This window comes from Bradyrhizobium sp. SZCCHNR1053 (assembly GCF_032381235.1).
GTDB lineage: Bacteria > Pseudomonadota > Alphaproteobacteria > Rhizobiales > Xanthobacteraceae > Bradyrhizobium.
Window position 1 is genome coordinate 293009 of sequence record NZ_JAUHJM010000003.1, and the last position, 21375, is coordinate 314383.

A 21375-nucleotide genomic window follows, 5' to 3' on the forward strand; every position below is an offset into this window, starting at 1 on the left:
CTGGCCTGTTAGTTTGCGGGCATCGGCCTCTCAAGCCATCAAAGGGTCAAAGCGCTGATCATGACGGAGCTGATCGAAAGGCTGCAGGGCGCCATCGGCGCGGCGCATGTTCTCGTCGCGGCCGAGGATCAGGCGCCATATCTGCGCGACTGGCTCGGCAAGTATCATGGCACTGCGATTGCGGTGGTGCGCCCCGGCTCGACCGCGGAGGTTGCGGCCGTCATGGTGGCCTGCGCCGAGGCGCGCTCCGCCGTGGTGCCGCAGGGCGGCCACACCAGCCTGTCCGGCGGCGCGACGCCGGATGCGGGCGGAAGGGCGGTCGTGCTGTCGCTGGCGCGGATGAACCGTATCCGCGCGGTCGATGCCATCGGCCAGACCATCGTGGTCGATGCCGGCGTCGTACTGGCCAAGGTGCAGGACGCCGCGCGCGCGGCCGGCTTGCTGTTTCCGCTCAGCCTGGGCTCCGAGGGCAGTTGCACCGTCGGCGGCAATCTCGCGGCGAATGCCGGCGGCGTCGCCGTGCTGCGTTATGGCGTGATGCGCGAGCTGACGCTCGGCCTCGAGGTGGTGCTCCCGGACGGCCGGATCTGGGACGGCCTGCGCTCCTTGCGCAAGGACAACACCGGCTACGCGCTGCGCGATCTGTTCATCGGTTCGGAAGGAACGCTCGGCATCATCACCGGCGCGGTGCTGAAACTGTTTCCGCAGCCGACCGCGCGCGCCACGGCCTTCGTCGCCGTTTCCGATGCCGCGGCCGCGCTGGAGCTGCTGCGGCTGTCACGCGCGCATTGCGGCGACCGTCTGACCGCGTTCGAGTTCCTGACGGCGGCGACGCTGGACATGATCCTGCGCCAGATCCCGGACGCGCGTCTGCCGTTCACGGCGCTGCCCGAGGCCGCGGTGCTGATCGAGCTCAGCGACATCGGCGACGAGGGCGCGCTGACCGCGCGGCTCGAAACCGCACTGGCCGTGGCGATGTCGGGAGAGCTCGCCTCCGACGCCGTCGTTGCGCAGCACGGCGCGCAGGCCAAGGCGTTCTGGCGGGTGCGCGAGAGCGTGTCGGAGGCGCTGGTGCGCGAGGGCAAGGCGCTCAAGCACGACATCGCCGTCCCCGTCGCCGAGATCGCCGATTTCGTTGATGTGATGGATGCAGCAGTCCGTGCGGCGCTGCCGGGCGTCCGGCCCATGGTGTTCGGCCATCTCGGCGATGGCAACCTGCACTACAACCTGATGCGTCCGCTCGCCATGACCGAAGCCGAGTTCTACGCGCAGGGTCCGCGGATCACCCGCCTCGTCCATGACGAGATCACCCGCCGCCGCGGCTCGATCAGCGCCGAGCACGGCATCGGTCAGCTCCGCACCGCCGAGATGCCGCTGTGCAAGGCGCCGCTCGAGTTGGAGCTCATGCAACAGCTCAAGCGCACGCTCGATCCGCATGGGCTGATGAACCCGGGCAAGCTGCTGCCGTTGGCGTCAGGCCGACGCGACGCGCCGTGATGGTCAGCAGCCGCGGCAGACGCCGTTGACCCTTCGTCGGGCCTCCTCGTCGTTCCAGATGCCCTTGGGGAGGAAGACCAGTTCGGCGGTAAGCTTGATCGGTGAACTCAGCTCCGAGGGCATTTTAGGAAAGGGCTCGATCGACTTGAGCCAGGCGATGGTCTTATCGTCGACCGCCTTCATCCCGAAGCTCTTGGTGACCCTGACATCGATGAGGTGGCCGTCGCGATCGAGTGAGAACGCGATGATCGAACGTGTCTCCCTCCGGATATTGATGTCGTCGGGCAAGACGCGTGGAGAGACCCGCAGATGATGCTGGATGTCGCTGCGATAGGCGATCTCCTGGCCCGACGTCTGGCCGGTGGGGGGCCATTGCAGCTCCACGTAGCCGAGCTGTCTCTGCATTCCCAGATTGAACGTGGTCTTGACTTCATAAGGGACGTTCAGCTCGTCCGGGACCCGCGGAAAGGCGCGCATGCGCCGGAGGCTGGAGAGAAGATCTGCATCGTCGGCGGGCGAGCCGGAGCTTTGATCGACCGCTGCATCCAAAAGCTTCCCGTCGCGGTCGATTGTGAAGACAACCCCGACTTGAACGGCTTTGCTCTGCAATCGGCCCGGGATGACCCAGCTGTTTTCCGTGATGTGCCGAGAAAGCTCACGCTTGAATGCGATCTCGTCCGCAAACCCCGTGCCCGACAGCGAAAGCAGGACGAGAACGCAACAAAAGACGTATCGCATCGAAGCCACCCATTGACCGTCCGGGCAATGTAGCCTGCTTTTCTCATGCTGTCGCTGACGGCCGACGCGCGGAGAGTGCGCTGAACACGTCGACGAGCCGAGCCGATCTCAATCCGCCTCGTAGCCATACACCTCCGGCGGGATGAAGATCGCGGCGAGCAGGCCGGCCAGCGGGAAGATCGCCACGAACAAGGTCGCGGCGGCGAGGCCGAGCTCCAGCGGCCCCGGATTGAACTGCTCCTTGATGAAGATCAGCACGAAGGCGATCGATTAGAGGTCCCAGGCCTCGACCAGGATCGAGGCCATCACCAGCCAGCCGACGCGGTTGCCCTTGGGACTGTAGTTCTGAACGAGATGGCAGACGGCGTTGTCGATCGAGGCGCGCTGCGGAGACAGCTCCGTCGCTGCTGCGAGGCTCATGGCGGGTCCTTTCGCGATGCTGAACGCTGCGGCTTACCGCTGCGTCCGCAGCGCTGCGCGATCACCAGCTCTGGTGTGCGACATCTTGACGGCGGAAGCCCGTCAAAGTTCCTTCCGCCCCGCCGATCGAGCCCACACTCCGGCGGGCCGGAACTTTCAGTCCATGAGATCAGCGCGCCGAGCCACGCGGGTCTGCGCTATCGTGGCCCGAGCGCCTTGATGGAAGAGGCTGTCGAGTGCGGTCTCGACCGCTGACGTGAAGCGGGGATCGCTCGGTAAGTCGTTGCCGAACACGGACGCCAGCGACAGCAGCGCCGGCGTGAGGCGGCTCGCGATCGGTCCGGCGTCATCCGCCAGCGCACGCAGCCGTATCGCAAGCGGATCGCGTAGCGCGATCGGCTGGCCCTGCTCGTCGGTGCCGCTGACGTAGCGCATCCAGCCGGCGACGGCGAGCGCGAGCCGGGTGATCGGCAGGCCGCGGGCAAGCCGGTCGCTGATGGTGCCGAGCAGGCGCTGCGGCAGCTTCTGCGAGCCGTCCATCGCGATCTGGGCGGTCCGGTGCTTCAGCGCGGGATTGCGGAAGCGGTTGAGCAGCGCGGCGCGATAGGCTGGCACGTCGAAGCCGCCGAGCGCGGGCAGAGTCGGGGTGACCTCCTCGCGCATCATGTCCTCGACCAGACCGGCGAGATCGGGCTCGGCCATGGCTGCGGCCACGGTTTCACAGCCCATGAGATAGCCGAGATAGGCGATGGTGGAGTGGGCTCCGTTGAGCAGCCGCAGTTTCATCAGTTCGAACGGCGCGACGTCGCGCACGAACTGCGCGCCGCTGACGTCCCAGGCCGGACGCGCGCCGCCGAAATCATCCTCGATCACCCATTGGCTGAACGGCTCGGTGACGACCGGCCAGGCGTCGGCGAGGCCGAGCGCGGCGCTGACGTCGGCGCGGTCGGCGTCAGTGGTGGCCGGCACGATGCGGTCGACCATGCTCGAGGGAAAGCGGACCTCGGCGGCGATCCAGCGGGCGAGATCGCGATCGACCAGCTCGGCGAAGGCGATCGCGAGGCCGCGCAGGGTGTGGCCGTTGGCGGGAAGGTTGTCGCAGGCCAGCACGGTGTAGGGCGGCAGGCCCTGCTGCCGCCGCAGCCTTAAGCCGCCGACGATGAAGCCGAGCGTGCTTCGCGGATGCGTGAGATTGAGAGCGTCGTGACGGATGTCGGGATCATCGGCGCGCAACGCGCCGGTGGCCGGATCGTGGCTGTAGCCCTTCTCGGTCACCGTCGTCGAGACGATACGCACCGCGGGATCGGCCAGCCGTGCGATCAGGCCCGCAGGATCTTCCGGCGCGACCGCAACGCCGGTGAGCGCGCCGATGACGCGCCGCGCATGGCCGGCGCCATCGCTGGCCGTCACGCTGTAGAGGCCGCCTTGCGGTTCGAGCGCATCGCGGGTGTCGGGTGAGCGTAAGGAGACGCCGAGAATGCCCCAGCGCGGATCGTCCTTGAGTAGCGCGTCGGTGTAGATGGCCTGGTGGCCGCGATGGAACGCGCCCAGTCCGAGATGGGCGATCCCGGTCGCGACCGTCGTACGGTCGTAGTCCGGCCTGACGATGCCGGCGGGCAGGCGGTGGAGCGTGGCGGTGCCGAGACGGTCCATGTTTGGGATCAGATGGTTTGCATCAGAAGATCAGCTGCACTTTGCAGCATTCGGTCTGGTTGTGCTCGAACGTGTCGAACGCGGTGGCGTAGGCGTCGAGCTCGAAGCGGTGGGTGATCAGGCGCTCGGGCTGCAAGGTGCCGCTGGCGAACCACGCGATCACCTTGGCGAACTTGCCGCTGTTCAACCGCGAGGCGTGGATCGAAAGCTCCTTCGCCGTGACCTTCTGCTGCACGATCGTGGACGGCTCGGCCGAGAAGCCGAGCAGGCCGATCCGCGCGGCGGGCGAGGCGATCTCAATCGCTTCAGTGAGAATGGCGGGGTGGCAGGCGGCATCGATGATCAGTGTCGGCTTGATGCCGGCGTCCGCGAGCGCCGCGGGCAGGGCGGTCTGTGCGGTGTTGATGACGCGATCGGCGCCATTGTGCCGCGCCGCGTCGAGGCGTTGGTCGATGCGGTCGGTGACGATCAGTTCCTTGACGCCATAGACGCGCTTGAGCACCTGGATCACGGTCAGCCCAATCGGCCCGGCGCCATAGACCAGCGCGACATCGGAGGCAAACACGCTTGTGTGGTCGGTGATGTTGGCGGCGATCGAGAACGGCTCGACCAGCGGCGCCTTGTCGTCGTCGACGCTGTCCGGCAGCAGATGCGCGTTCGCAGCCGGCACGCAGGCATATTCGGAAAAGCCGCCGTCGCGGTGGACGCCGAGCACGGCGAGTTCAGCGCAGACATTGGGACGGCCGACCGAGCAGGGATAGCAGTGGCCGCAGGCGACGACCGGATCGACCACGACGCGAGCGCCGAGCCGTGCGTCGACACCGTCGCCGAGCTTGTCGATGCGGCCGAAGAACTCATGGCCGATGACGCGCGGATAGCGCGCGAACGGGTTGCTGCCGTGGAGGATGTGGATGTCCGAGCCGCAGATGCCGGCGCGCTCGACCTTGATTCGGATCTCGCCGGCGGCGGGCTCGGGGATGGCGCGGGTTTCAATCGACAGGCGGCCGGGCCGCTCCACCACGAGGCTCTTCACGCGTTTCTCCATCCCTTGGGCGCTTCTTGGGCGCTCATCTCCACCGTGAGCGGCTGCCGTATAGCAATCCCAAAACTTGGATACAAGCTATGTATTGAAGCCGTATTTGGTATCCATTATAGGCTTTAGCTCCATGAATGACATACAAAAGGCTCCCAAGCGGGCCGGCAGGGGAGGTTTGCCAATGTCTTCGTCCACATCCATGTCCCGTCGCAGCTTCGTCGGCACCGCACTCGCGGGGGCGTCTGCCCTGGCGTTCGGGCCAGCCCGGGCGCAGTCGGCTAAGTATCGCCTGCGTTACGGCACGGCGTTTCCCGCCACCCATCCCGGCGTCATCAGAATCATCGAGGCGTCGGAGGTCATCAAGAAGCAGACCAGTGGTCTGGTCGACCTGCAGGTCTATCCGAACAGCCAGCTCGGCAGCGAGCCCGACATGTTCTCGCAGGTGCGCAGCGGCGCGCTCGACTTCATGTCGACGTCAGGTGTGAACCAGACGGTGGTGCCGATCGGCGGCATCAATGCGGTGGCGTTCGCGTTCGAGAGTTACGACCAGGTGTGGTCGGCGATGGACGGCGATCTCGGCAACCATGTGCGCGGCGAGTTCGCCAAGGTCGGCCTGCACGTGCTCCCGAAATGCCTCGACAATGGCTATCGCAACATCACCTCCGGCGCCAAGCCGATCGCCTCGCCCGACGATCTCAAGGGCTTCAAGATCCGCGTGCCCGGCAATCCGCTGTGGGTGACGCTGTTCAAGACGCTCGGTGCTGCGCCGACGCCGATCAATTTCGGCGAGCTTTATGCGGCGCTGCAGACGCACATCGTCGACGGCCAGGAGAATCCGCTGGCGCTGATCCAGAGCGCCAAGCTCTACGAGGTGCAGAAATACATCGCGCTATCCGGTCATATCTGGGACGGTCACCACATCTTCGCCAATGCGACGCGCTGGAACGGTCTGCCCGCCGACGTGCGCGACGCCATCACCGCGGCGCTGTCGGAGGCCGCCGTGAAGGAGCGGCAGGACATCCAGAGCTTCAACGAAAAGGCGCAAGCGGAGATGCAAGGCGCCGGAATCACCTTCAACAAGGTCGACACCAAGCCGTTCCGCGATGCGCTGCGCTCCGCGGGCTTCTACACCGAGTGGAAGACCAAATTCGGCGCCGAGGCCTGGGGCCTGCTCGAGAAGTCGGTCGGCCAGCTCTGAGGCCACGCCCAGTCAAGCGCTGTGGAACGAGACGAATTCGTGGAAGCCCGTCATAAACCGCCAAGCCGTTGCATGCTCATCGTCATTCCGGGTTCAAGGCCTGCGGCCTTGCCCCGGAACGACGGTGGTCGCGATGAACAAGGAACGAGCCGGGGAGGATGCAATGGCCGTTGACATCACAGCGACGACCTCCGTGCCGTCGCACGGTGTGTTCGCGCGGTTCGACCAGATGCTCGGCCGCACGGTCGAGGCGTTGGCCGCGGCCATCGTCGTCGCCGAGTTGGTGTTGCTCGGCGCAGCAACGGCTGCGCGCTACGTCTTCAATGCACCGCTGATCTGGTCGGACGAGCTTGCCACCGTGCTGTTCGTCTGGCTCGCCATGCTCGGCGCGGTGGTGGCGCTGCGCCGGTCCGAGCACATGCGTCTCACCGCTTTCGTGCGGAACCTCTCGCCGGCGTGGCGGGCGCGCACCGATGCGTTCGGCCTGATGCTGGTCTGCACCGTTCTGGTCGCGTTGGTGATGCCGTCTTGGCATCACCTCGAAAGCCATCTGATCAGCAACATGCCGGTGCTCGAGATCAGCGAAGGCTATCGCGAGGCGGCGATGCTGGTCGGCGTGCTCCTCATGCTGCTCACGGCCGTCGACCGGTTGGTCCAGCAGGCGAGCCTTCCGCAGATCATCGGCGTGCTGGCGCTGGTATTCACCGGCGCAGGGGCGCTCTATGCGGCCGCACCGGTGCTGGAGGATCTCGGCAACTACAATCTGTTCATCTTCTTCTTCGTCCTTGTCGCGGGCGCCATGGTGATCGGCACGCCGATCGCGTTCACCTTCCTGCTCGCCACCGTGGCTTACTTGCATTTCAGCACCACGGTGCCCGTCTCGATCGTACCCGGCCGGGTCAGCGAGGGCATGTCGCACATGGTGCTGTTGGCGGTGCCGATGTTCGTGCTGCTGGGAGCGCTGATCGAGATCGCCGGGCTGGCGCGGGCGATGATCCTGTTTCTCGTGTCGCTGATCGGCCATCTCCGCGGTGGCCTGCAATATGTGCTGCTCGGCGCGATGTACCTGGTCTCGGGCATCTCCGGCGCCAAGGCGGCCGACATGGCGGCGGTCGCGCCGGCGCTGTTTCCGGAGATGAAGCAGCGCGGCAGCCGGGAGGGCGATCTGGTGTCGCTGCTGTCGGCCTCGGCCGTGATGTCGGAGACCATTCCGCCCTCGATCGTGCTGATCACGGTAGGATCCGTCACCGGCGTATCGATCGCCGCGCTGTTCACCGGCGGGCTGCTGCCGGCGGTGGTCGGCCTGATCGCGCTCTCCGTCGTGGTCTTCATGCAGACCCGCAAGGAGGACATGAGCGGCGCGCAGCGCTTCGATGCCAAGACGCGGCTGAAGCTGTTCGCGGTCTCCATTCCGGGCCTCGGCCTGCCGATCGTCATCCGCTCGGCGGTGGTCGAGGGCGTCGCCACCGCGACCGAGGTCGCGGCGATCGGCGTCATCTACACGGTGCTGGTCGGCATCTTCGTCTATCGCCAGTTCGACTGGAAGCGGGTCTATCCGATCTTGGTCGATACCGCCTCGCTGTCCGGCGCGATCCTGCTGGTGGTGGGTGCCGCGACCGGCATGGCCTGGGCGCTGACCCAGTCCGGCTTCTCGCAACAGCTCGTCGATCTCATGGTCGCCGTACCCGGCGGCCGCTGGGGCTTCCTCTTGATCTCGGCCCTCGCCTTCGTCGTGCTCGGCAGCGTGCTGGAAGGCGTGCCGGCCGTGGTGCTGTTCGGGCCGCTGCTGTTCCCGATCGCGCGGATGATGGGCGTGCACGAGGTGCACTACGCCATCATCGCGGTGTTCGCGATGGGGCTCGGCCTGTTCACGCCGCCGTTCGGCGTCGGCTTCTATCTCGCCTGCGCCATCGGCCGTGCCTCGCCCGACGAGGTCATCCGCCATGTCTGGCCGCATCTCGCCGCGCTCGTGGTGGCGCTGCTGCTGATCGTGTTCCTGCCATGGATCTCGATCGGCTTCCTGTGAATCGGATAGACTGCCGCCATGGATGACGATCTGACACCGCTGACGCGGATGGACGGCAAGGCCGGGCGGCGGCTCGCCGACCAGGTCTATGAGCGGCTGCTCGAGGACATCGTCTCCGGCGCGCTGCCGCCGGGGACGCCGATGGCCGAGCTCGATCTGTGCGAGCGACTCGGCGTCAGCCGCACGCCGGTGCGCGAGGCGCTGATCAAGCTCGCCGATGTCGATCTGGTCCGAATCTATCCGCAGAGCGGCAGCGTCGTCGCGCCGGTGTCGCGCGAGGCGTTCGGCGAGGCCCAGTTCATCCGCGAGCATCTCGAATGTGCGCTGGTTGCCGAGGCCGTGCGCTACATGGATGCAACCTCGCTGCGCGAGCTGAACAAGCTGATCGAGAAACAGAAGGCGGCGGCGACGCCGGCGGAGTTCTACGCCCATGACGAGGCGTTCCACCAGACCATCGCCCGCACCAGCCGGCATCCGCATGTCTGGCAGGTGATCCGCCAGACCAAGATCCATTTCGACCGCGTCCGGCATCTGACCTTGATCGAGGATGCCGGCCACATTCCGCTCCTGATCGCGCAGCATCAGGAGATCCTGGACGGGCTCGCGGCCTGCAACGAGGCCCAGGCGGTGGCGGCGATGCGCCGTCATTTGCGCGAGGTGTTCCGCCGCGCTGACGGCATTTTCGCACGGCAGGAAGAGTTGGCGCAGGCCGAGCCGCGCACAAGGACGCGGCGGCGGCGCTGACCGCACGCGTGAATCATTTTGGAAGGTGGACGACTTTTGGAAGGTGGACGACATGGAACAGACGTGGCGCTGGTTCGGACCCGATGATCCCATCACTTTGCCGCAGGTCCGCCAGACCGGCGCGACCGGCATCGTGACCGCGCTGCACCACATTCCCTATGGCGTGGTGTGGAGCACGGATGAGATCGTCAAGCGCATCGGCATGATCGAGGGTGATTCATCGCTACGGCTGCGCTGGAGCGTGGTCGAGAGCCTGCCCGTGTCGGAGGCGATCAAGCTCGGCGAGGGCGACCTCTCTGACCTGTTCGACAATTACCGGCAGTCGCTGCGCAACCTCGCGGCCTGCGGCGTCACCACCGTCTGCTACAATTTCATGGCCGTGCTGGATTGGACCCGCACCGAGCTCGCCTTCCGCCTGCCGGGCGGCGCCACCGCGCTGCGCTTCGATCAGGATCGCCTGGCGGCGTTCGACTGCTATATCCTGCAGCGGCCGGACGCTGAGGCCGAGTTCTCCTCCGACGTGCTCGACCGTGCCCGCGCGTGGGTGGCGCAGGCCTCGGAATCCGACAAGGACCGTCTGCTCGCGACCATCATGGCGGGGCTGCCGGGGGCCTACGATCGCTACGACGTGCCGGGCCTGCGCCGCATGCTGGAGAAATATCGCGGCATTGGCCATGCCGAGCTGCGCGCCAACTACGCGCGCTTCCTGCGCGAGGTGGTACCCACGGCGGAGGAGTGCGGCGTCAGCCTGTGTGTCCATCCGGACGATCCGCCGCGGGACCTGTTCGGCCTGCCGCGCGTGGTGTCGTCAGCCGATGATCTGCAGTTCATCGTCGACGCCGCCCCGTCCAAGGCCAATGGCATCACGTTCTGCACCGGCGCGCTCGGCGCCGGCGGACAGAACAACGTGCCGGCGCTCGCCGAGCGCTTCGCTCCGCACATCCGCTTCGTGCATCTGCGCAACGTCACCAAGATGCTCGACGGCTCATTCATGGAGGCGGAGCATCTGCGCGGCGACGTGGACATGGTTGCGGTCGTGACGACCTTGCTGAAGGAGCAGGCTCGCCGCAAGGCCGAGGGTGAGCCGGACTGGCGGATTCCGTTCCGGCCCGACCACGGCCACGAGCTGGCGGACGACGTCGGCCGCGGCACCCATCCAGGCTATCCGCTGGTCGGCCGGCTCAAAGGTCTTGCCGAGATCCGCGGCGTCATGACCGCGGTAGCGGCCATTAACCGTCTCCCGGTTTGATCGGCAGGGCAGGATAACGCGCTTGTCAGGGCGCGTCGCGTGACCGAGGATGCCGGCCCGAAGCCTTCCACGAGTTGAACCGATGTCGACCTCGCTCTTCGATCTCTCCGGCAAGACCGCGCTGGTGACCGGGTCCTCGCGTGGCCTCGGCCGCGCCATCGCCGAAGGCTTCGCCAAGGCTGGCGCGCGGCTCGTCATCAACGGCACCGACCCGGCGCGCACGCTGGCAGCCGTGGAGGAATTCCGCGCCGTGGGCCATCAGGCCGAGGCCTGTCCGTTCGACGTGACCGACGAAGAGGCCGTCGTCCGCGCCTTCGCGCGCTTCGATGACGAGGGGATTGCGATCGACATCCTCGTCAACAATGCCGGCATCCAGCACCGCAAGCCGCTGGTCGAGTTCACCACCGACGAGTGGCGCCGGATCATCGAGACCAATCTCACCAGCGCCTTCGTGATCGGGCGCGAGGCCGCCAAGCGGATGATCCCGCGCAAGAGCGGCAAGATCATCAACATCGGCTCGCTCGGCAGCGAGTTGGCGCGGCCGACGATCGGACCCTACACCACGGCCAAGGGCGGCATCCGCAACCTGACCCGTGCGATGGCGGTCGAATGGGCGGCGCACGGCATCCAGGCCAACGCCATCGGCCCCGGCTACATGCTGACCGACATGAACCAGGCGTTGATGAGCAATCCCGACTTCAACAATTGGCTGATGTCGCGCGTCCCGGCGAAGCGCTGGGGCCGTCCGGACGAGCTGGTCGGCACCGCGATCTTCCTGGCCTCCGAGGCCTCCACCTATGTCAACGGCCAGACCATCTATGTCGATGGCGGCATGCTGGCGTCGATGTAGGATCGGCCGGGACAACGAGCCAGGGAGAACAGCCGATGCGAGCCGTCGTCATTCATGCGCCCAAGGATCTGCGCATCGACAGCTATCCCGATCCGGCGCCCGGAGCAGGTGAGGTCCGGGTCAAGATCGAAGCCGGCGGCATCTGCGGCTCGGACCTGCACTACTATCATCATGGCGGCTTCGGCACCGTCAGGATCAAGCAGCCGATGGCCCTGGGCCATGAGATCGCCGGCATCGTTGCCGCGGTGGGCAGCGGCGTCAGCGGCCTTGCCGAAGGCGCGCGCGTCGCGGTCAACCCGAGCCTGCCGTGCGGCAGATGTGTCTATTGCCGCGAGGGGCTGCGCAACCAGTGCCTGGACATGCGCTTCATGGGCAGCGCGATGCGCGATCCCCACGTGCAGGGCGGCTTCCGCGAGTTCGTCACCGTCGATGCCGCGCAGGCTGTTCCGATCGCGCCGTCCCTGTCGCTCGGCGAAGCGGCGATGGCCGAGCCGCTGTCGGTGTGTCTGCATGCCGCGCATCAGGCCGGCTCGCTGCTCGGCAAGCGGGTGCTGGTGACCGGCTGCGGCCCGATCGGTGCACTGTCGATCCTGGTTGCGCGTTACGGCGGCGCGGCCGAGATCGTGGCAACCGACGTCGCCGATGCGCCGCTGGCGGTCGCGCGCGCCCTCGGCGCCAGCCATAGGTTCAATGTCGGTGCGGAGCCGTCCGCGCTCGATCCGTGGCGGGCCGGCAAGGGCACGTTCGACGTGTTGTTTGAGGCCTCCGGCAACCAGGCTGCGTTGCGGGCCGCGCTGGACGTGATTCGGCCCGGCGGCATCATCGTCCAGCTCGGGCTCGGCGGCGAGATGGCCCTGCCGGTCAACACGCTGGTCACGAAGGAGCTGCAATTGCGCGGCACGTTCCGGTTCGACCGCGAATTCGAGCTGGCGGTGCGGCTGATGGGCGAGGGGCTGCTCGACGTCAAGCCATTGATCTCGGCCGCGCTGCCATTCGAGCAGGCGGTTGCCGCCTTCGAGCTCGCCAGCGATCGAAGCCGGTCGATGAAGGTTCATTTGACGTTTTGATGGATGGATCGACGCCGATGAAAGTCGCCTGCATCGGAGAGTGCATGGTGGAGTTCGCGCAGGAGGACGGCAGTCTGTTCCGGCGCGGCTTCGGCGGTGACACGCTGAACACGGCGCTCTATCTGGCCCGGCTCGGCGTGCCCACCTCCTACGTCACCGCGCTCGGCGACGATCCCTTGAGCGCTGCGATGCTGGCGGCGTGGCAGGCGGAGGGCATCGATACCGCCGAGGTGTTGCAGGTCGAAGGCCGCGTGCCCGGCCTTTACATGATCGAGCGCGATGCCAAGGGCGAGCGCAGCTTCCTCTATTGGCGCGACCGCGCGCCGGCGCGCGAGCTGTTCGATCGCGCCGACAGCGACATGCTCGAGAGGCTTTCGCGCTTCGACTGGATCTATCTCTCCGGCATCAGCCTCTCGCTGTACGGCGAGACCGGCAAGGCCAAGCTGCGCGAGCTCTTGACGGTGGCGCGCAAGCGCGGCGCGCGGGTCGCCTTCGACGGCAACTATCGGCCGCGCGGCTGGGCCAGCCGCGAGGCGGCGCAACGCGCATTCCGCGCGATCCTGCCGCTGGTCGACGTCGCGCTGCCGACGCTGGAGGACGAGCAGATGCTGTTCGGCGATTCCGATGCGTCGGTCAGCCTGCGCCGCTTCAAGGACGCCGGCGTGGGCGAAGTCGTCGTCAAGCGCGGCGCGCGCGGCTGTCTGATCCATGCCGATGGCGTGCTGGTCGACATTGCGCCGCCCGCGGTGCTCAAGCCGATCGACACCACGGCGGCCGGCGATTCCTTCAATGCGGGTTATCTCGCCGCGCGCATCAAGGGCGCGCCGCCACGGAAGGCGGCGTTGGCGGGCCACCGGCTGGCGGGGGCCGTGATCATGGCGCCGGGGGCCGTGATTCCGGCAACCGCGATGCCGCGGGACATTCTGGCGATGAGCGAGGCGTGATGAGCACTCTGGACAAGCGCGCGAAGCTCGATGCGGTGCTCGCGCTGGCGCCGGTGATCCCCGTGATCACCATTGACGATGCGGCGCACGCCGTGTCGCTGGCGCGCGCCCTTGTGAGCGGTGGTCTGCGCGTGATCGAGATCACCTTGCGCACGCAAGCCGGTCTCGATGCTGCGCGGGCCATCATTGGCGAGGTGCCGGATGCCGTGGTCGGAATTGGCACGGTGCTGACACCAGCGGACTACGAGCGCGCGGCCAGGCTTGGCGCGGCGTTTGCGATTAGTCCGGGGCTGTCGATCGAGCTGCTGGATGCGGCGAAAGCCGGCGAGCTGCCGTTCGCGCCGGGCGTCCAGACCGCGTCGGATCTCATCGCCTGCGTGACGCGCGGCTATGAGCTGGTGAAGTTCTTTCCCGCGGTGCCGGCCGGCGGACTTGCCGCGCTCGATGCGCTGGCGGGGCCATTCCCGAGCGTGCGCTTCTGCCCGACCGGCGGCATCAATGCCGGCAATGCTGCGCAATGGCTCGCGCACAAGAAGGTCGTTGCGATCGGCGGCTCCTGGGTCGCGCCGGCGGCGGACATCAGGGCCGGCGCCTGGGCCGCGATCGAGCTGCGCGCCCGCGAGGCGACCAAGCTGCGGTAGCTGAACGCTGCTGACAACTTAAGATTTCATTGGTGTATGCTGTCGCTCTTGGGCAGTGTGCACGCGCGGGCTCGCACATCCTTTTCAAAAAGTATTACAGTCAAATAATATGACTAGTCAGCCCTGAGGTTCCGTGGAATAACCGGGCACGTCGGCCGTTGAGGCCGGCTGAAAAGGTGCGACGACACCGCTCTGGAGCGGCGGCGCATCCAAAACAGACATTTGGGAGAGAACGCCTGATGACCCTGAAAGCCCTCTTTGCGGCCTCCGCGACGGCCGCCTTGTTGCTTGCCACGTCCGCCAGCGCTGCCGAACTGACCGTCGGCTTCTCGCAGATCGGCTCCGAGTCCGGCTGGCGCGCCGCCGAGACCTCCGTCTCCAAGTCGGAAGCCGCCAAGCGCAAGATCAACCTGAAGATCGCCGACGCGCAGCAGAAGCAGGAAAACCAGATCAAGGCGATCCGCTCGTTCATCGCGCAGGGCGTGGATGCGATCTTCCTCGCGCCGGTCGTGGCCTCGGGCTGGGATGCCGTGCTGAAGGAAGCCAAGGAAGCCAAGATTCCGGTGGTGCTGCTCGACCGTGACATCGATCCGTCGGGCAAGGACCTCTATCTGACCGCCGTCACCTCCGACAGCGTGCATGAAGGCGAGGTCGCCGGCGAGTGGCTCGCCAAGACCGTCGGCGGCAAGGCCTGCAACGTCGTCGAGCTGCAGGGCACGGTCGGCGCCAGCGTCGCCACCAACCGCAAGAAGGGTTTTGACGCGGTCGTCGCCAAGAATGCCAACCTGAAGGTCGTGCGCAGCCAGACCGGCGACTTCACCCGAGCCAAGGGCAAGGAGGTGATGGAGAGCTTCATCAAGGCCGAGAACGGCGGCAAGTCGATCTGCGCGGTCTATGCCCACAACGACGACATGATGGTCGGCGCGATCCAGGCGATGAAGGAAGCCGGGCTCAAGCCGGGAAAGGACGTCCTGACCGTCTCGATCGACGCCGTGCCGGATATCTTCAAGGCGATCGCCGCAGGCGAAGCCAATGCGACCGTCGAGCTGACGCCGAACATGGCCGGACCGGCCTTCGACGCCATCGTTGCCTACAAGGAAAAGGGCACCACGCCGCCGAAGTGGATCCAGACGGAATCGAAGCTCTACACGGCCGCTGACGAGCCGCAGAAGATCTACGACAGCAAGAAGGGCCTCGGCTACTGAGCCTGGCTGTTGAGCCGTCGTCCCGGCGCTCGCCGGGACGACGGACGACAAGTCGCTGGCGTCCGCACATCGTGCGGACGTCAACCTTCCTGGTGATCGCCAAGTAGTTCGTCATGTCTGATAGTTCAGCTCCGCCGGCGATGCGTCCAGCCCTGCTGGAAATCCGCGGCTTGGCCAAGAGCTTCGGTGCGCTGAAGGCGCTTGATGACGTCGACTTCACGCTGGGTGAGGGCGAGATTCACGCGCTGCTGGGCGAGAACGGCGCCGGCAAGTCGACCCTGATCAAGGTGGTCACCGGGGTGTTCGCGCGGGACGCCGGCAACGTGCGGCTGGCGGACCGCGAGATCGCGCCGCGCTCCGCCAAGGACGCGGTCGATGCCGGCATCGCCACCGTCTATCAGGAAGTCAATCTGCTGCCGAACCTCTCGGTGGCGCAGAATCTCTATCTCGGTCGGCAGCCGACGCGCTTCGGCGTCGTGCGCGAGGCCGAGATGCGGCGGCGCGCGCATGCGCTGCTGCTGGAATATGGGCTGGACATCGACGTCGGCGCACCGCTTTCGAGCTACTCGGTCGCGGTCCAGCATATCACGGCGATCGCGCGCGCCGTCGATCTGTCGGCGCGCGTCCTCATTCTCGACGAGCCCACGGCGAGCCTCGACCGCCACGAGGTCGAAATCCTGTTCAAGGTGATGCGAAAGCTCGCGGCTGATGGCATCGGCATCATCTTCGTCAGCCACTTCCTCGATCAGGTCTATGAGATCTGCGACCGCGTCACGGTGCTGCGCAACGGCCGGCTGATCGGCTCGCGCGAGATGGCCGGTCTGCCGCGGCTCGACCTCATCCGCATGATGCTGGGCCGCGAGCTGGCCGAGACCACCGGCGAACGTGCGGCCAGCCAGCCCGAGACCGCACGCGAGGTCTGCATCAGCTTCAAGGGCTATGGTAAGCAGGGTTATCTTGCTCCGTTCGATCTCGAGCTGCGCCGCGGCGAGGTGGTCGGGCTCGCCGGCCTGCTCGGCTCCGGCCGCACCGAGACGGCGCGACTGGTGTTCGGCGCCGAGCGTGCCGACAGCGGCGCGGCCACCGTCAACGGCGAGACCGTGCGGCTGAATTCGCCGCGCGATGCCGCCGGGCTCGGCTTCGGCTATTGCCCGGAGGAGCGCAAGACCGAGGGCATCGTCGCCGATCTGACCGTGCGCGAGAACATCATCCTGGCGCTGCAGGCCCGGCGCGGCCTGCACCGGCCGCTGTCGCGGCGCGAGCAGGATGAGATCGCGATGCGCTACATTCGCATGCTCGACATCAGGCCGCCCGATCCGGAACGGCCGATCGGGCTGCTGTCCGGCGGCAATCAGCAGAAGGCATTGCTTGCGCGCTGGCTTGCGACCTCGCCGAAGCTTCTCGTGCTCGACGAGCCGACCCGCGGCATCGACGTCGGCGCCCATGCCGAGATCATCCGCCTGGTGCGCGAGCTCTGCGAGCAGGGCCTGGCGCTGCTCGTGATCTCCTCCGAGCTCGACGAGATCGTCACCTATTCCAACCGCGTCATCGTGCTGCGCGACCGTGCCCATGTCGAGGAGCTGAAGGGCGACGCCGTCGAAGTTTCCAGCATCCTCGCGGCGATCGCGGCCGATGTACCGACCGCGCACGAGGCCGCATCATGACGCTCCGGATTCCGCGCCGTGGTCTCGCGCAAGCCCTGGCACTGATCGTGATCCTGATCATCGATCGCACGGTGTCGCCGCAGTTCTTCAACCTGCATCTGCAGGATGGCCGGCTGTTCGGCAGCGTGATCGACGTGCTCAACCGCGGCACGCCGGTGGCGCTGCTGTCCCTCGGCATGGTGCTGGTGATTGCGACCGGCGGCATCGACCTCTCGGTCGGCGCCGTGATGGCGATCGCAGGCGCCACTGCGGCGAGCCTCGCCGATACGCAGCCGCTGCCGGTCGTGATCGGCTCGGCGCTCGCCGTCGGCCTCGCCTGCGGGCTGTGGAACGGCATCCTCGTCGCCGTCCTGCGCATCCAGCCGATCGTCGCCACGCTCATCCTCATGGTTGCCGGGCGCGGCATCGCGCAGCTCATCACCGAGGGGCGCATCGTCACGTTCACGTCGCCTGACCTGGTGTGGATGGGCAACGGCGCCGTGCTCGGCCTGCCGACGCCGATCGTGATCGCGGTCGGCATGCTGCTGGTGACGGGGGCGGTCGTGCGCGGCACCGCGCTCGGGCTCCTGATCGAGGCGACCGGGGGCAATGCACGCGCGAGCGAGCTCTCCGGCGTCGGCACCCGCGCCATGATCCTGTCGGTCTATGTCTGGTGCGGACTGTGCGCCGCGCTCGCGGGCGTCATTGCGGCCGCCGACATCATGGGCGCCGACGCCAACAATGCCGGGCTGTGGCTCGAGCTCGATGCGATCCTCGCCGTGGTCATCGGCGGCACCTCGCTGTTCGGCGGGCGATTCAGCCTGGTGCTGGCGGTCGCCGGCGCGCTGATCATCCAGGCCATGAACACCGGCATCCTGCTGTCGGGCTATCCGCCGGAGCTCAACCTGCTGGTCAAGGCGGTCGTCGTGCTCGCCGTGCTGCTGGCGCAGTCGCCGCGCATCGGCGATCTCTCGCGCTTCACCGCGCGCTGGCGGAGGACCAAGCCATGAGGGCATCGACCTCGATTGCGATCACCGCGTTCGTGCTGGTCGCCGGCTTCGCGCTGTGCGCGCTGCAATTCCCGAACATCGCCTCGACCCGCGTCGTCGCCAATCTGCTCACCGACAACGCCTTCCTCGGCATCGTTGCGGCGGGGATGACCTTCGTCATCATCTCCGGCGGCATCGATCTGTCGGTCGGCTCGGTGATCGGCTTCACCACGGTGTTCGTGGCGCTCGCGATCGAGCGCTGGGGCATCCCGCCCTTTGCCGCGTTCGCAATGGTGCTCGTGCTGTGCGCGCTGTTCGGCGCCGCGATGGGCGCCATCATCCACGTCTTCGACCTGCCGCCTTTCATCGTGACCCTCGCGGGCATGTTCCTGGCACGCGGCGTCAGCTTCCTGCTGTCGACCGAGTCGATTCCGATCACCGCGCCGATTTACAGCGCCGTGTCCGATTTCGCGATCCGGCTGCCAGGCGGCGGACGACTCACCGCGATCGCGATTGCGATGCTGGTGATCCTGGTCTTGAGCGCGCTGCTGCTGCACCTCACCCGTTTCGGCGCGAACGTCTATGCGCTCGGCGGCAGCCGCGCCGCGACGGCCCTGATGGGCATTCCGGTCGGACCGATGACGATCCGCATCTATATGCTGTCCAGCGTGCTTGCCGGCCTCGCCGGCATCGTCTTCTCCTTCTACACCGCGGCCGGCTATTCGCTTTCTGCGGTCGGTGTCGAGCTCGACACCATCGCCGCGGTGGTGATCGGCGGAACATTGTTGACGGGCGGGCAGGGCTCCGTCATCGGCACCTTCCTTGGCGTCCTGATCCAGGGCATGATCCAGACCTACATCAACTTCGACGGCACGCTGTCGAGCTGGTGGACCAAGATCGCCACGGGGGTTCTGTTGTTCGTTTTCATTGCGCTGCAGCAAGGTCTGATGGCGCTGGCGCGCCGCTCGTCCGTCAAACCGGCGGGGGCGAGGACATGACCTCGCAGCTCGTCTCGATTCCGACACGGCGCGCGCATTCCAACCATGCCGAGGTCGCCCGCAGCATCGGCATCGACATCATCTCCGGCCGTCTGGCCGAGGGAGCGCGCCTGCCCGGCGATGCCGAGCTGACGGCGACGTTCGGCGTGTCGCGTCCGGTGCTGCGCGAAAGCGTGAAGACGCTCGTTGCAAAAGGGCTGCTGTCGACCAAGGCGCGCGTCGGCACCGTGGTGCGCGGACGCTCGGACTGGAACATGTTCGATCCCGACGTGCTGGCCTGGCACCTCGATGCCGGCATCGACAAGCGCTTCCTCGCCGACCTCGCCGAGATCCGGCTGGCGATCGAGCCGCGCGCGGCGGCGCTCGCTGCCGAACGCCGCAGCGAGGACGATCTTGCCGCGATGAGCAAGGCAATGGCGCAGATGGAGCGCGAGCCGTCGACCTCGGTCGCCTTCGCCGAAGCCGACCTCGCTTTGCACATCGCGATCGCCAATGCCTCCGGCAATCCCTTCATGCGCTCGATCGGCGCCGTCATCGAAGCCGCCTTGCGCGCCTCGTTCGTCCTGAGCGCCCCGATCGAGACTGCCGATCGCGACACCGTGCTGGTCTGGCACCAGCGCATCATCGACGCGATCGCCGCTCGAGACGCCGAGGGCGCCTCCGAGGCGATGATCGAAGTCATCTACAACGGCCGGCGGCGCCATGCCCAGTCGGCTGCACGAACGGACCGGGAATGAGCAACGACAACGAGAAGAAGACGCTGCGGAGCCAGGCGTGGTTCGGCCGCCAGGACAAGATGGGCTTCTATTATCGCTCATTCCTGAAGAACAGCGGCACGCCGCAGGACCGGTTCGAGGGCCGTCCGGTCATCGGCATCTGCAACACCTGGTCGGAGCTGACGCCCTGCAACGCGCATTTCCGCGTCATCGCCGAGCATGTCCGGCAGGGCGTGCTCGACGCCGGCGGCTATCCGCTCGAATTCCCCGTCTCCTCGCTCGGCGAGGTGACGATGCGTCCCACCGCGATGCTGTTCCGCAACCTCGCCTCGATGGATGTCGAGGAGGCGATCCGCGCGCACCCGCTCGACGGCGTCGTGCTGCTGATGGGCTGCGACAAGACCACGCCGGCGCTCTTGATGGGCGCCGCCTCGGCCAACCTGCCTGCGATCGGTGTTTCAGGCGGGCCACAACTGCGCGGCGTCTATCGTGGCCAGATCATCGGCTCCGGCACCAACATCATCTCGATGAGCGAGCAACTGCGTGCCGGCGAGATCACGCTGAAGGAATTCCACGAGGCCGAGGCCGGCATGAACCGCTCCGCCGGCAGCTGCATGACCATGGGCACGGCCTCGACCATGGCGTCGATGGTGGAAGCGCTCGGCATCGGCTTGCCGGAAAATGCAGCGATCCCTGCTGCGGACGCGCGCCGCAACCTGCTGGCGCGCATGGCCGGCCGCCGCATCGTCGAGATGGTTGCTGAGGATCTCAAGCCGTCCGACATCCTCACGCGGCAGGCGTTCGAGAATGCGATCCGCACGCTGGCCGCGATCGGCGGCTCGACCAACGCCGTGGTGCATCTGCTCGCCATTGCTGGCCGTGTCGGCGTCGAGCTGACGCTCGATGATTTCGATCGGCTCTGCCGCGACGTGCATTGCCTGGTCGACCTGATGCCGTCGGGCCGCTTCCTGATGGAGGACTTCTACTACGCCGGCGGCCTGCCGGCCGTGTTGCGCGCGCTCGGCGAGCGCGGCCTGCTGCACAAGGACGCCCGCACCGTCAACGGCAAGACGCTATGGGACAACGTCGCCGCCGCGCCGAACTGGAACGCCGACGTCATCACCCCGTTCGACTCGCCGTTCAAGACGGAAGCCGGCATCGCGATCCTCACCGGCAATCTCGCGCCCAACGGCGCCGTCATCAAGCCGTCGGCGGCCTCGCCGGAGCTGATGAACCATACGGGACGCGCGGTCGTGTTCGAGAGTGTCGAGGAGATGCATGACGCCGTCGACGACGACAATCTCGACATCGATGCGTCCTGCATCATGGTGCTGAAGAACTGTGGACCGAAGGGCTATCCGGGCATGGCCGAGGTCGGCAACATGCCGCTCCCGGCGAAGCTCCTGCGCCAGGGCGTGCGCGACATGATCCGCATCTCGGATGCGCGCATGTCGGGCACCGCTTACGGCACCGTCGTCCTGCACGTCGCGCCGGAGGCCACCGTCGGTGGACCGCTGGCGCTGGTGAAGAATGGCGACATGATCACGCTCGACGTCGCCGCCCGCGCGCTGCATCTGCATGTCAGCGACGAGGAGCTGGCGACGCGCCGCGCCGCATGGACGCCGCCGAAGCCGCATGCGGCTCGCGGCTATCAGAAGCTCTACATCGATCACGTGCTGCAGGCGGATCGCGGCGTTGATTTCGATTTTCTCGTTGGCCGCAGCGGCTCGCCGGTGCCGCGCGACAATCACTAGAGGTGCC

At 66.9% G+C, this 21375-nt stretch carries 18 protein-coding genes and 1 pseudogene; 15 read left to right on the plus strand and 4 right to left on the minus strand.

Translation table 11 applies throughout. The annotated features are described in order from the left end of the window. The first annotated feature begins 60 nt into the window (after window positions 1-60). Window positions 61-1497 carry an FAD-binding oxidoreductase gene (locus tag QX051_RS10495; protein WP_315776052.1) on the plus strand — a complete coding sequence of 479 codons (1437 nt, stop codon included), beginning with the start codon at window positions 61-63 and terminating at the stop codon, window positions 1495-1497. Between the two features lie 3 nt (window positions 1498-1500). Here the strand turns inward: QX051_RS10495 and QX051_RS10500 are convergent, their stop codons facing one another. The 4 genes and pseudogenes from QX051_RS10500 to QX051_RS10515 form a co-directional block, all read right to left on the minus strand. Continuing rightward, complete coding sequence (locus QX051_RS10500; protein WP_315776053.1) at window positions 1501-2235, minus strand: TonB family protein; 735 nt, start codon at window positions 2233-2235, stop codon at window positions 1501-1503. Window positions 2236-2430: 195 nt separating this feature from the next. After that, window positions 2431-2655 (minus strand): annotated as a pseudogene (locus QX051_RS10505) (arabinose ABC transporter permease); the annotation flags it as partial. Window positions 2656-2811: 156 nt separating this feature from the next. Further along, window positions 2812-4308, minus strand: a complete 1497-nt coding sequence (locus QX051_RS10510) for a mannitol dehydrogenase family protein (RefSeq protein ID WP_315776054.1) — start codon at window positions 4306-4308, stop codon at window positions 2812-2814. A 22-nt stretch (window positions 4309-4330) separates the two neighbouring features. Beyond that, complete coding sequence (locus tag QX051_RS10515; RefSeq protein WP_315776055.1) at window positions 4331-5341, minus strand: Zn-dependent oxidoreductase; 1011 nt, start codon at window positions 5339-5341, stop codon at window positions 4331-4333. A 184-nt stretch (window positions 5342-5525) separates the two neighbouring features. On the opposite strand from QX051_RS10515, the gene QX051_RS10520 reads away from it, so the two are divergent. The 14 genes from QX051_RS10520 to QX051_RS10585 all read left to right on the plus strand — a co-directional run bounded on the left by QX051_RS10520 (window position 5526) and on the right by QX051_RS10585 (window position 21368). Further along, window positions 5526-6542, plus strand: coding sequence for a TRAP transporter substrate-binding protein (locus tag QX051_RS10520; RefSeq protein ID WP_315776057.1), 1017 nt, complete (start codon window positions 5526-5528; stop codon window positions 6540-6542). Between the two features lie 163 nt (window positions 6543-6705). After that, the gene (locus QX051_RS10525) at window positions 6706-8568 is read left to right on the plus strand and encodes a TRAP transporter large permease subunit (RefSeq protein WP_315776058.1); all 1863 of its coding nucleotides are present in this window, start codon (window positions 6706-6708) and stop codon (window positions 8566-8568) included. Between the two features lie 18 nt (window positions 8569-8586). Then, complete coding sequence (locus tag QX051_RS10530) at window positions 8587-9312, plus strand: GntR family transcriptional regulator (protein WP_315776059.1); 726 nt, start codon at window positions 8587-8589, stop codon at window positions 9310-9312. A gap of 52 nt (window positions 9313-9364) precedes the next feature. Then, window positions 9365-10561: a mannonate dehydratase gene (gene uxuA, locus QX051_RS10535; RefSeq protein WP_315776060.1), complete on the plus strand. Its 1197-nt coding sequence runs from the start codon at window positions 9365-9367 to the stop codon at window positions 10559-10561. An 82-nt stretch (window positions 10562-10643) separates the two neighbouring features. After that, window positions 10644-11411, plus strand: a complete 768-nt coding sequence (locus tag QX051_RS10540; protein WP_315776061.1) for an SDR family oxidoreductase — start codon at window positions 10644-10646, stop codon at window positions 11409-11411. Between the two features lie 35 nt (window positions 11412-11446). Continuing rightward, entirely contained in the window at window positions 11447-12478 is a 1032-nt protein-coding gene (locus tag QX051_RS10545) for an L-idonate 5-dehydrogenase (RefSeq protein ID WP_315776062.1), read from the plus strand. A 47-nt stretch (window positions 12479-12525) separates the two neighbouring features. Then, complete coding sequence (locus QX051_RS10550) at window positions 12526-13422, plus strand: sugar kinase (RefSeq protein WP_409998088.1); 897 nt, start codon at window positions 12526-12528, stop codon at window positions 13420-13422. Continuing rightward, complete coding sequence (gene eda / locus QX051_RS10555; RefSeq protein ID WP_315738471.1) at window positions 13419-14063, plus strand: bifunctional 4-hydroxy-2-oxoglutarate aldolase/2-dehydro-3-deoxy-phosphogluconate aldolase; 645 nt, start codon at window positions 13419-13421, stop codon at window positions 14061-14063. Before QX051_RS10550 ends, eda begins: the two co-directional genes overlap by 4 nt. A 239-nt stretch (window positions 14064-14302) precedes the next feature. Continuing rightward, window positions 14303-15268: a galactofuranose ABC transporter, galactofuranose-binding protein YtfQ gene (ytfQ, locus tag QX051_RS10560; protein ID WP_315776064.1), complete on the plus strand. Its 966-nt coding sequence runs from the start codon at window positions 14303-14305 to the stop codon at window positions 15266-15268. Between the two features lie 113 nt (window positions 15269-15381). Continuing rightward, window positions 15382-16932 carry a sugar ABC transporter ATP-binding protein gene (locus tag QX051_RS10565; RefSeq protein ID WP_315776065.1) on the plus strand — a complete coding sequence of 517 codons (1551 nt, stop codon included), beginning with the start codon at window positions 15382-15384 and terminating at the stop codon, window positions 16930-16932. After that, a complete protein-coding gene (locus QX051_RS10570; RefSeq protein WP_315776066.1) occupies window positions 16929-17921 on the plus strand; it encodes an ABC transporter permease in 993 nt (330 codons plus the stop codon). The genes QX051_RS10565 and QX051_RS10570 overlap by 4 nt, the downstream gene beginning before the upstream one ends. Continuing rightward, on the plus strand, window positions 17918-18898 hold the full coding sequence (gene yjfF / locus QX051_RS10575; RefSeq protein ID WP_315776067.1) for a galactofuranose ABC transporter, permease protein YjfF: 981 nt from the start codon (window positions 17918-17920) through the stop codon (window positions 18896-18898). The genes QX051_RS10570 and yjfF overlap by 4 nt, the downstream gene beginning before the upstream one ends. Further along, entirely contained in the window at window positions 18895-19635 is a 741-nt protein-coding gene (locus QX051_RS10580) for a FadR/GntR family transcriptional regulator (RefSeq protein WP_315772067.1), read from the plus strand. Before yjfF ends, QX051_RS10580 begins: the two co-directional genes overlap by 4 nt. Next, entirely contained in the window at window positions 19632-21368 is a 1737-nt protein-coding gene (locus QX051_RS10585) for an IlvD/Edd family dehydratase (RefSeq protein ID WP_315738465.1), read from the plus strand. Before QX051_RS10580 ends, QX051_RS10585 begins: the two co-directional genes overlap by 4 nt. Window positions 21369-21375: the final 7 nt, after the last annotated feature.

Bases quoted from the DNA above. Each gene is read 5' to 3' on its own strand.
- uxuA (WP_315776060.1), top strand. From the start codon at position 9,365: ATGGAACAGACGTGGCGCTGGTTCGGACCCGATGATCCCATCACTTTG.
- QX051_RS10495 (WP_315776052.1), top strand. From the start codon at position 61: ATGACGGAGCTGATCGAAAGGCTGCAGGGCGCCATCGGCGCGGCGCAT.
- QX051_RS10530 (WP_315776059.1), top strand. From the start codon at position 8,587: ATGGATGACGATCTGACACCGCTGACGCGGATGGACGGCAAGGCCGGG.
- QX051_RS10580 (WP_315772067.1), top strand. From the start codon at position 18,895: ATGACCTCGCAGCTCGTCTCGATTCCGACACGGCGCGCGCATTCCAAC.
- QX051_RS10585 (WP_315738465.1), top strand. From the start codon at position 19,632: ATGAGCAACGACAACGAGAAGAAGACGCTGCGGAGCCAGGCGTGGTTC.
- QX051_RS10545 (WP_315776062.1), top strand. From the start codon at position 11,447: ATGCGAGCCGTCGTCATTCATGCGCCCAAGGATCTGCGCATCGACAGC.
- QX051_RS10500 (WP_315776053.1), bottom strand. From the start codon at position 2,235: ATGCGATACGTCTTTTGTTGCGTTCTCGTCCTGCTTTCGCTGTCGGGC.
- ytfQ (WP_315776064.1), top strand. From the start codon at position 14,303: ATGACCCTGAAAGCCCTCTTTGCGGCCTCCGCGACGGCCGCCTTGTTG.
- QX051_RS10570 (WP_315776066.1), top strand. From the start codon at position 16,929: ATGACGCTCCGGATTCCGCGCCGTGGTCTCGCGCAAGCCCTGGCACTG.
- QX051_RS10540 (WP_315776061.1), top strand. From the start codon at position 10,644: ATGTCGACCTCGCTCTTCGATCTCTCCGGCAAGACCGCGCTGGTGACC.
- QX051_RS10525 (WP_315776058.1), top strand. From the start codon at position 6,706: ATGGCCGTTGACATCACAGCGACGACCTCCGTGCCGTCGCACGGTGTG.
- QX051_RS10520 (WP_315776057.1), top strand. From the start codon at position 5,526: ATGTCTTCGTCCACATCCATGTCCCGTCGCAGCTTCGTCGGCACCGCA.
- QX051_RS10565 (WP_315776065.1), top strand. From the start codon at position 15,382: ATGTCTGATAGTTCAGCTCCGCCGGCGATGCGTCCAGCCCTGCTGGAA.
- QX051_RS10510 (WP_315776054.1), bottom strand. From the start codon at position 4,308: ATGGACCGTCTCGGCACCGCCACGCTCCACCGCCTGCCCGCCGGCATC.
- yjfF (WP_315776067.1), top strand. From the start codon at position 17,918: ATGAGGGCATCGACCTCGATTGCGATCACCGCGTTCGTGCTGGTCGCC.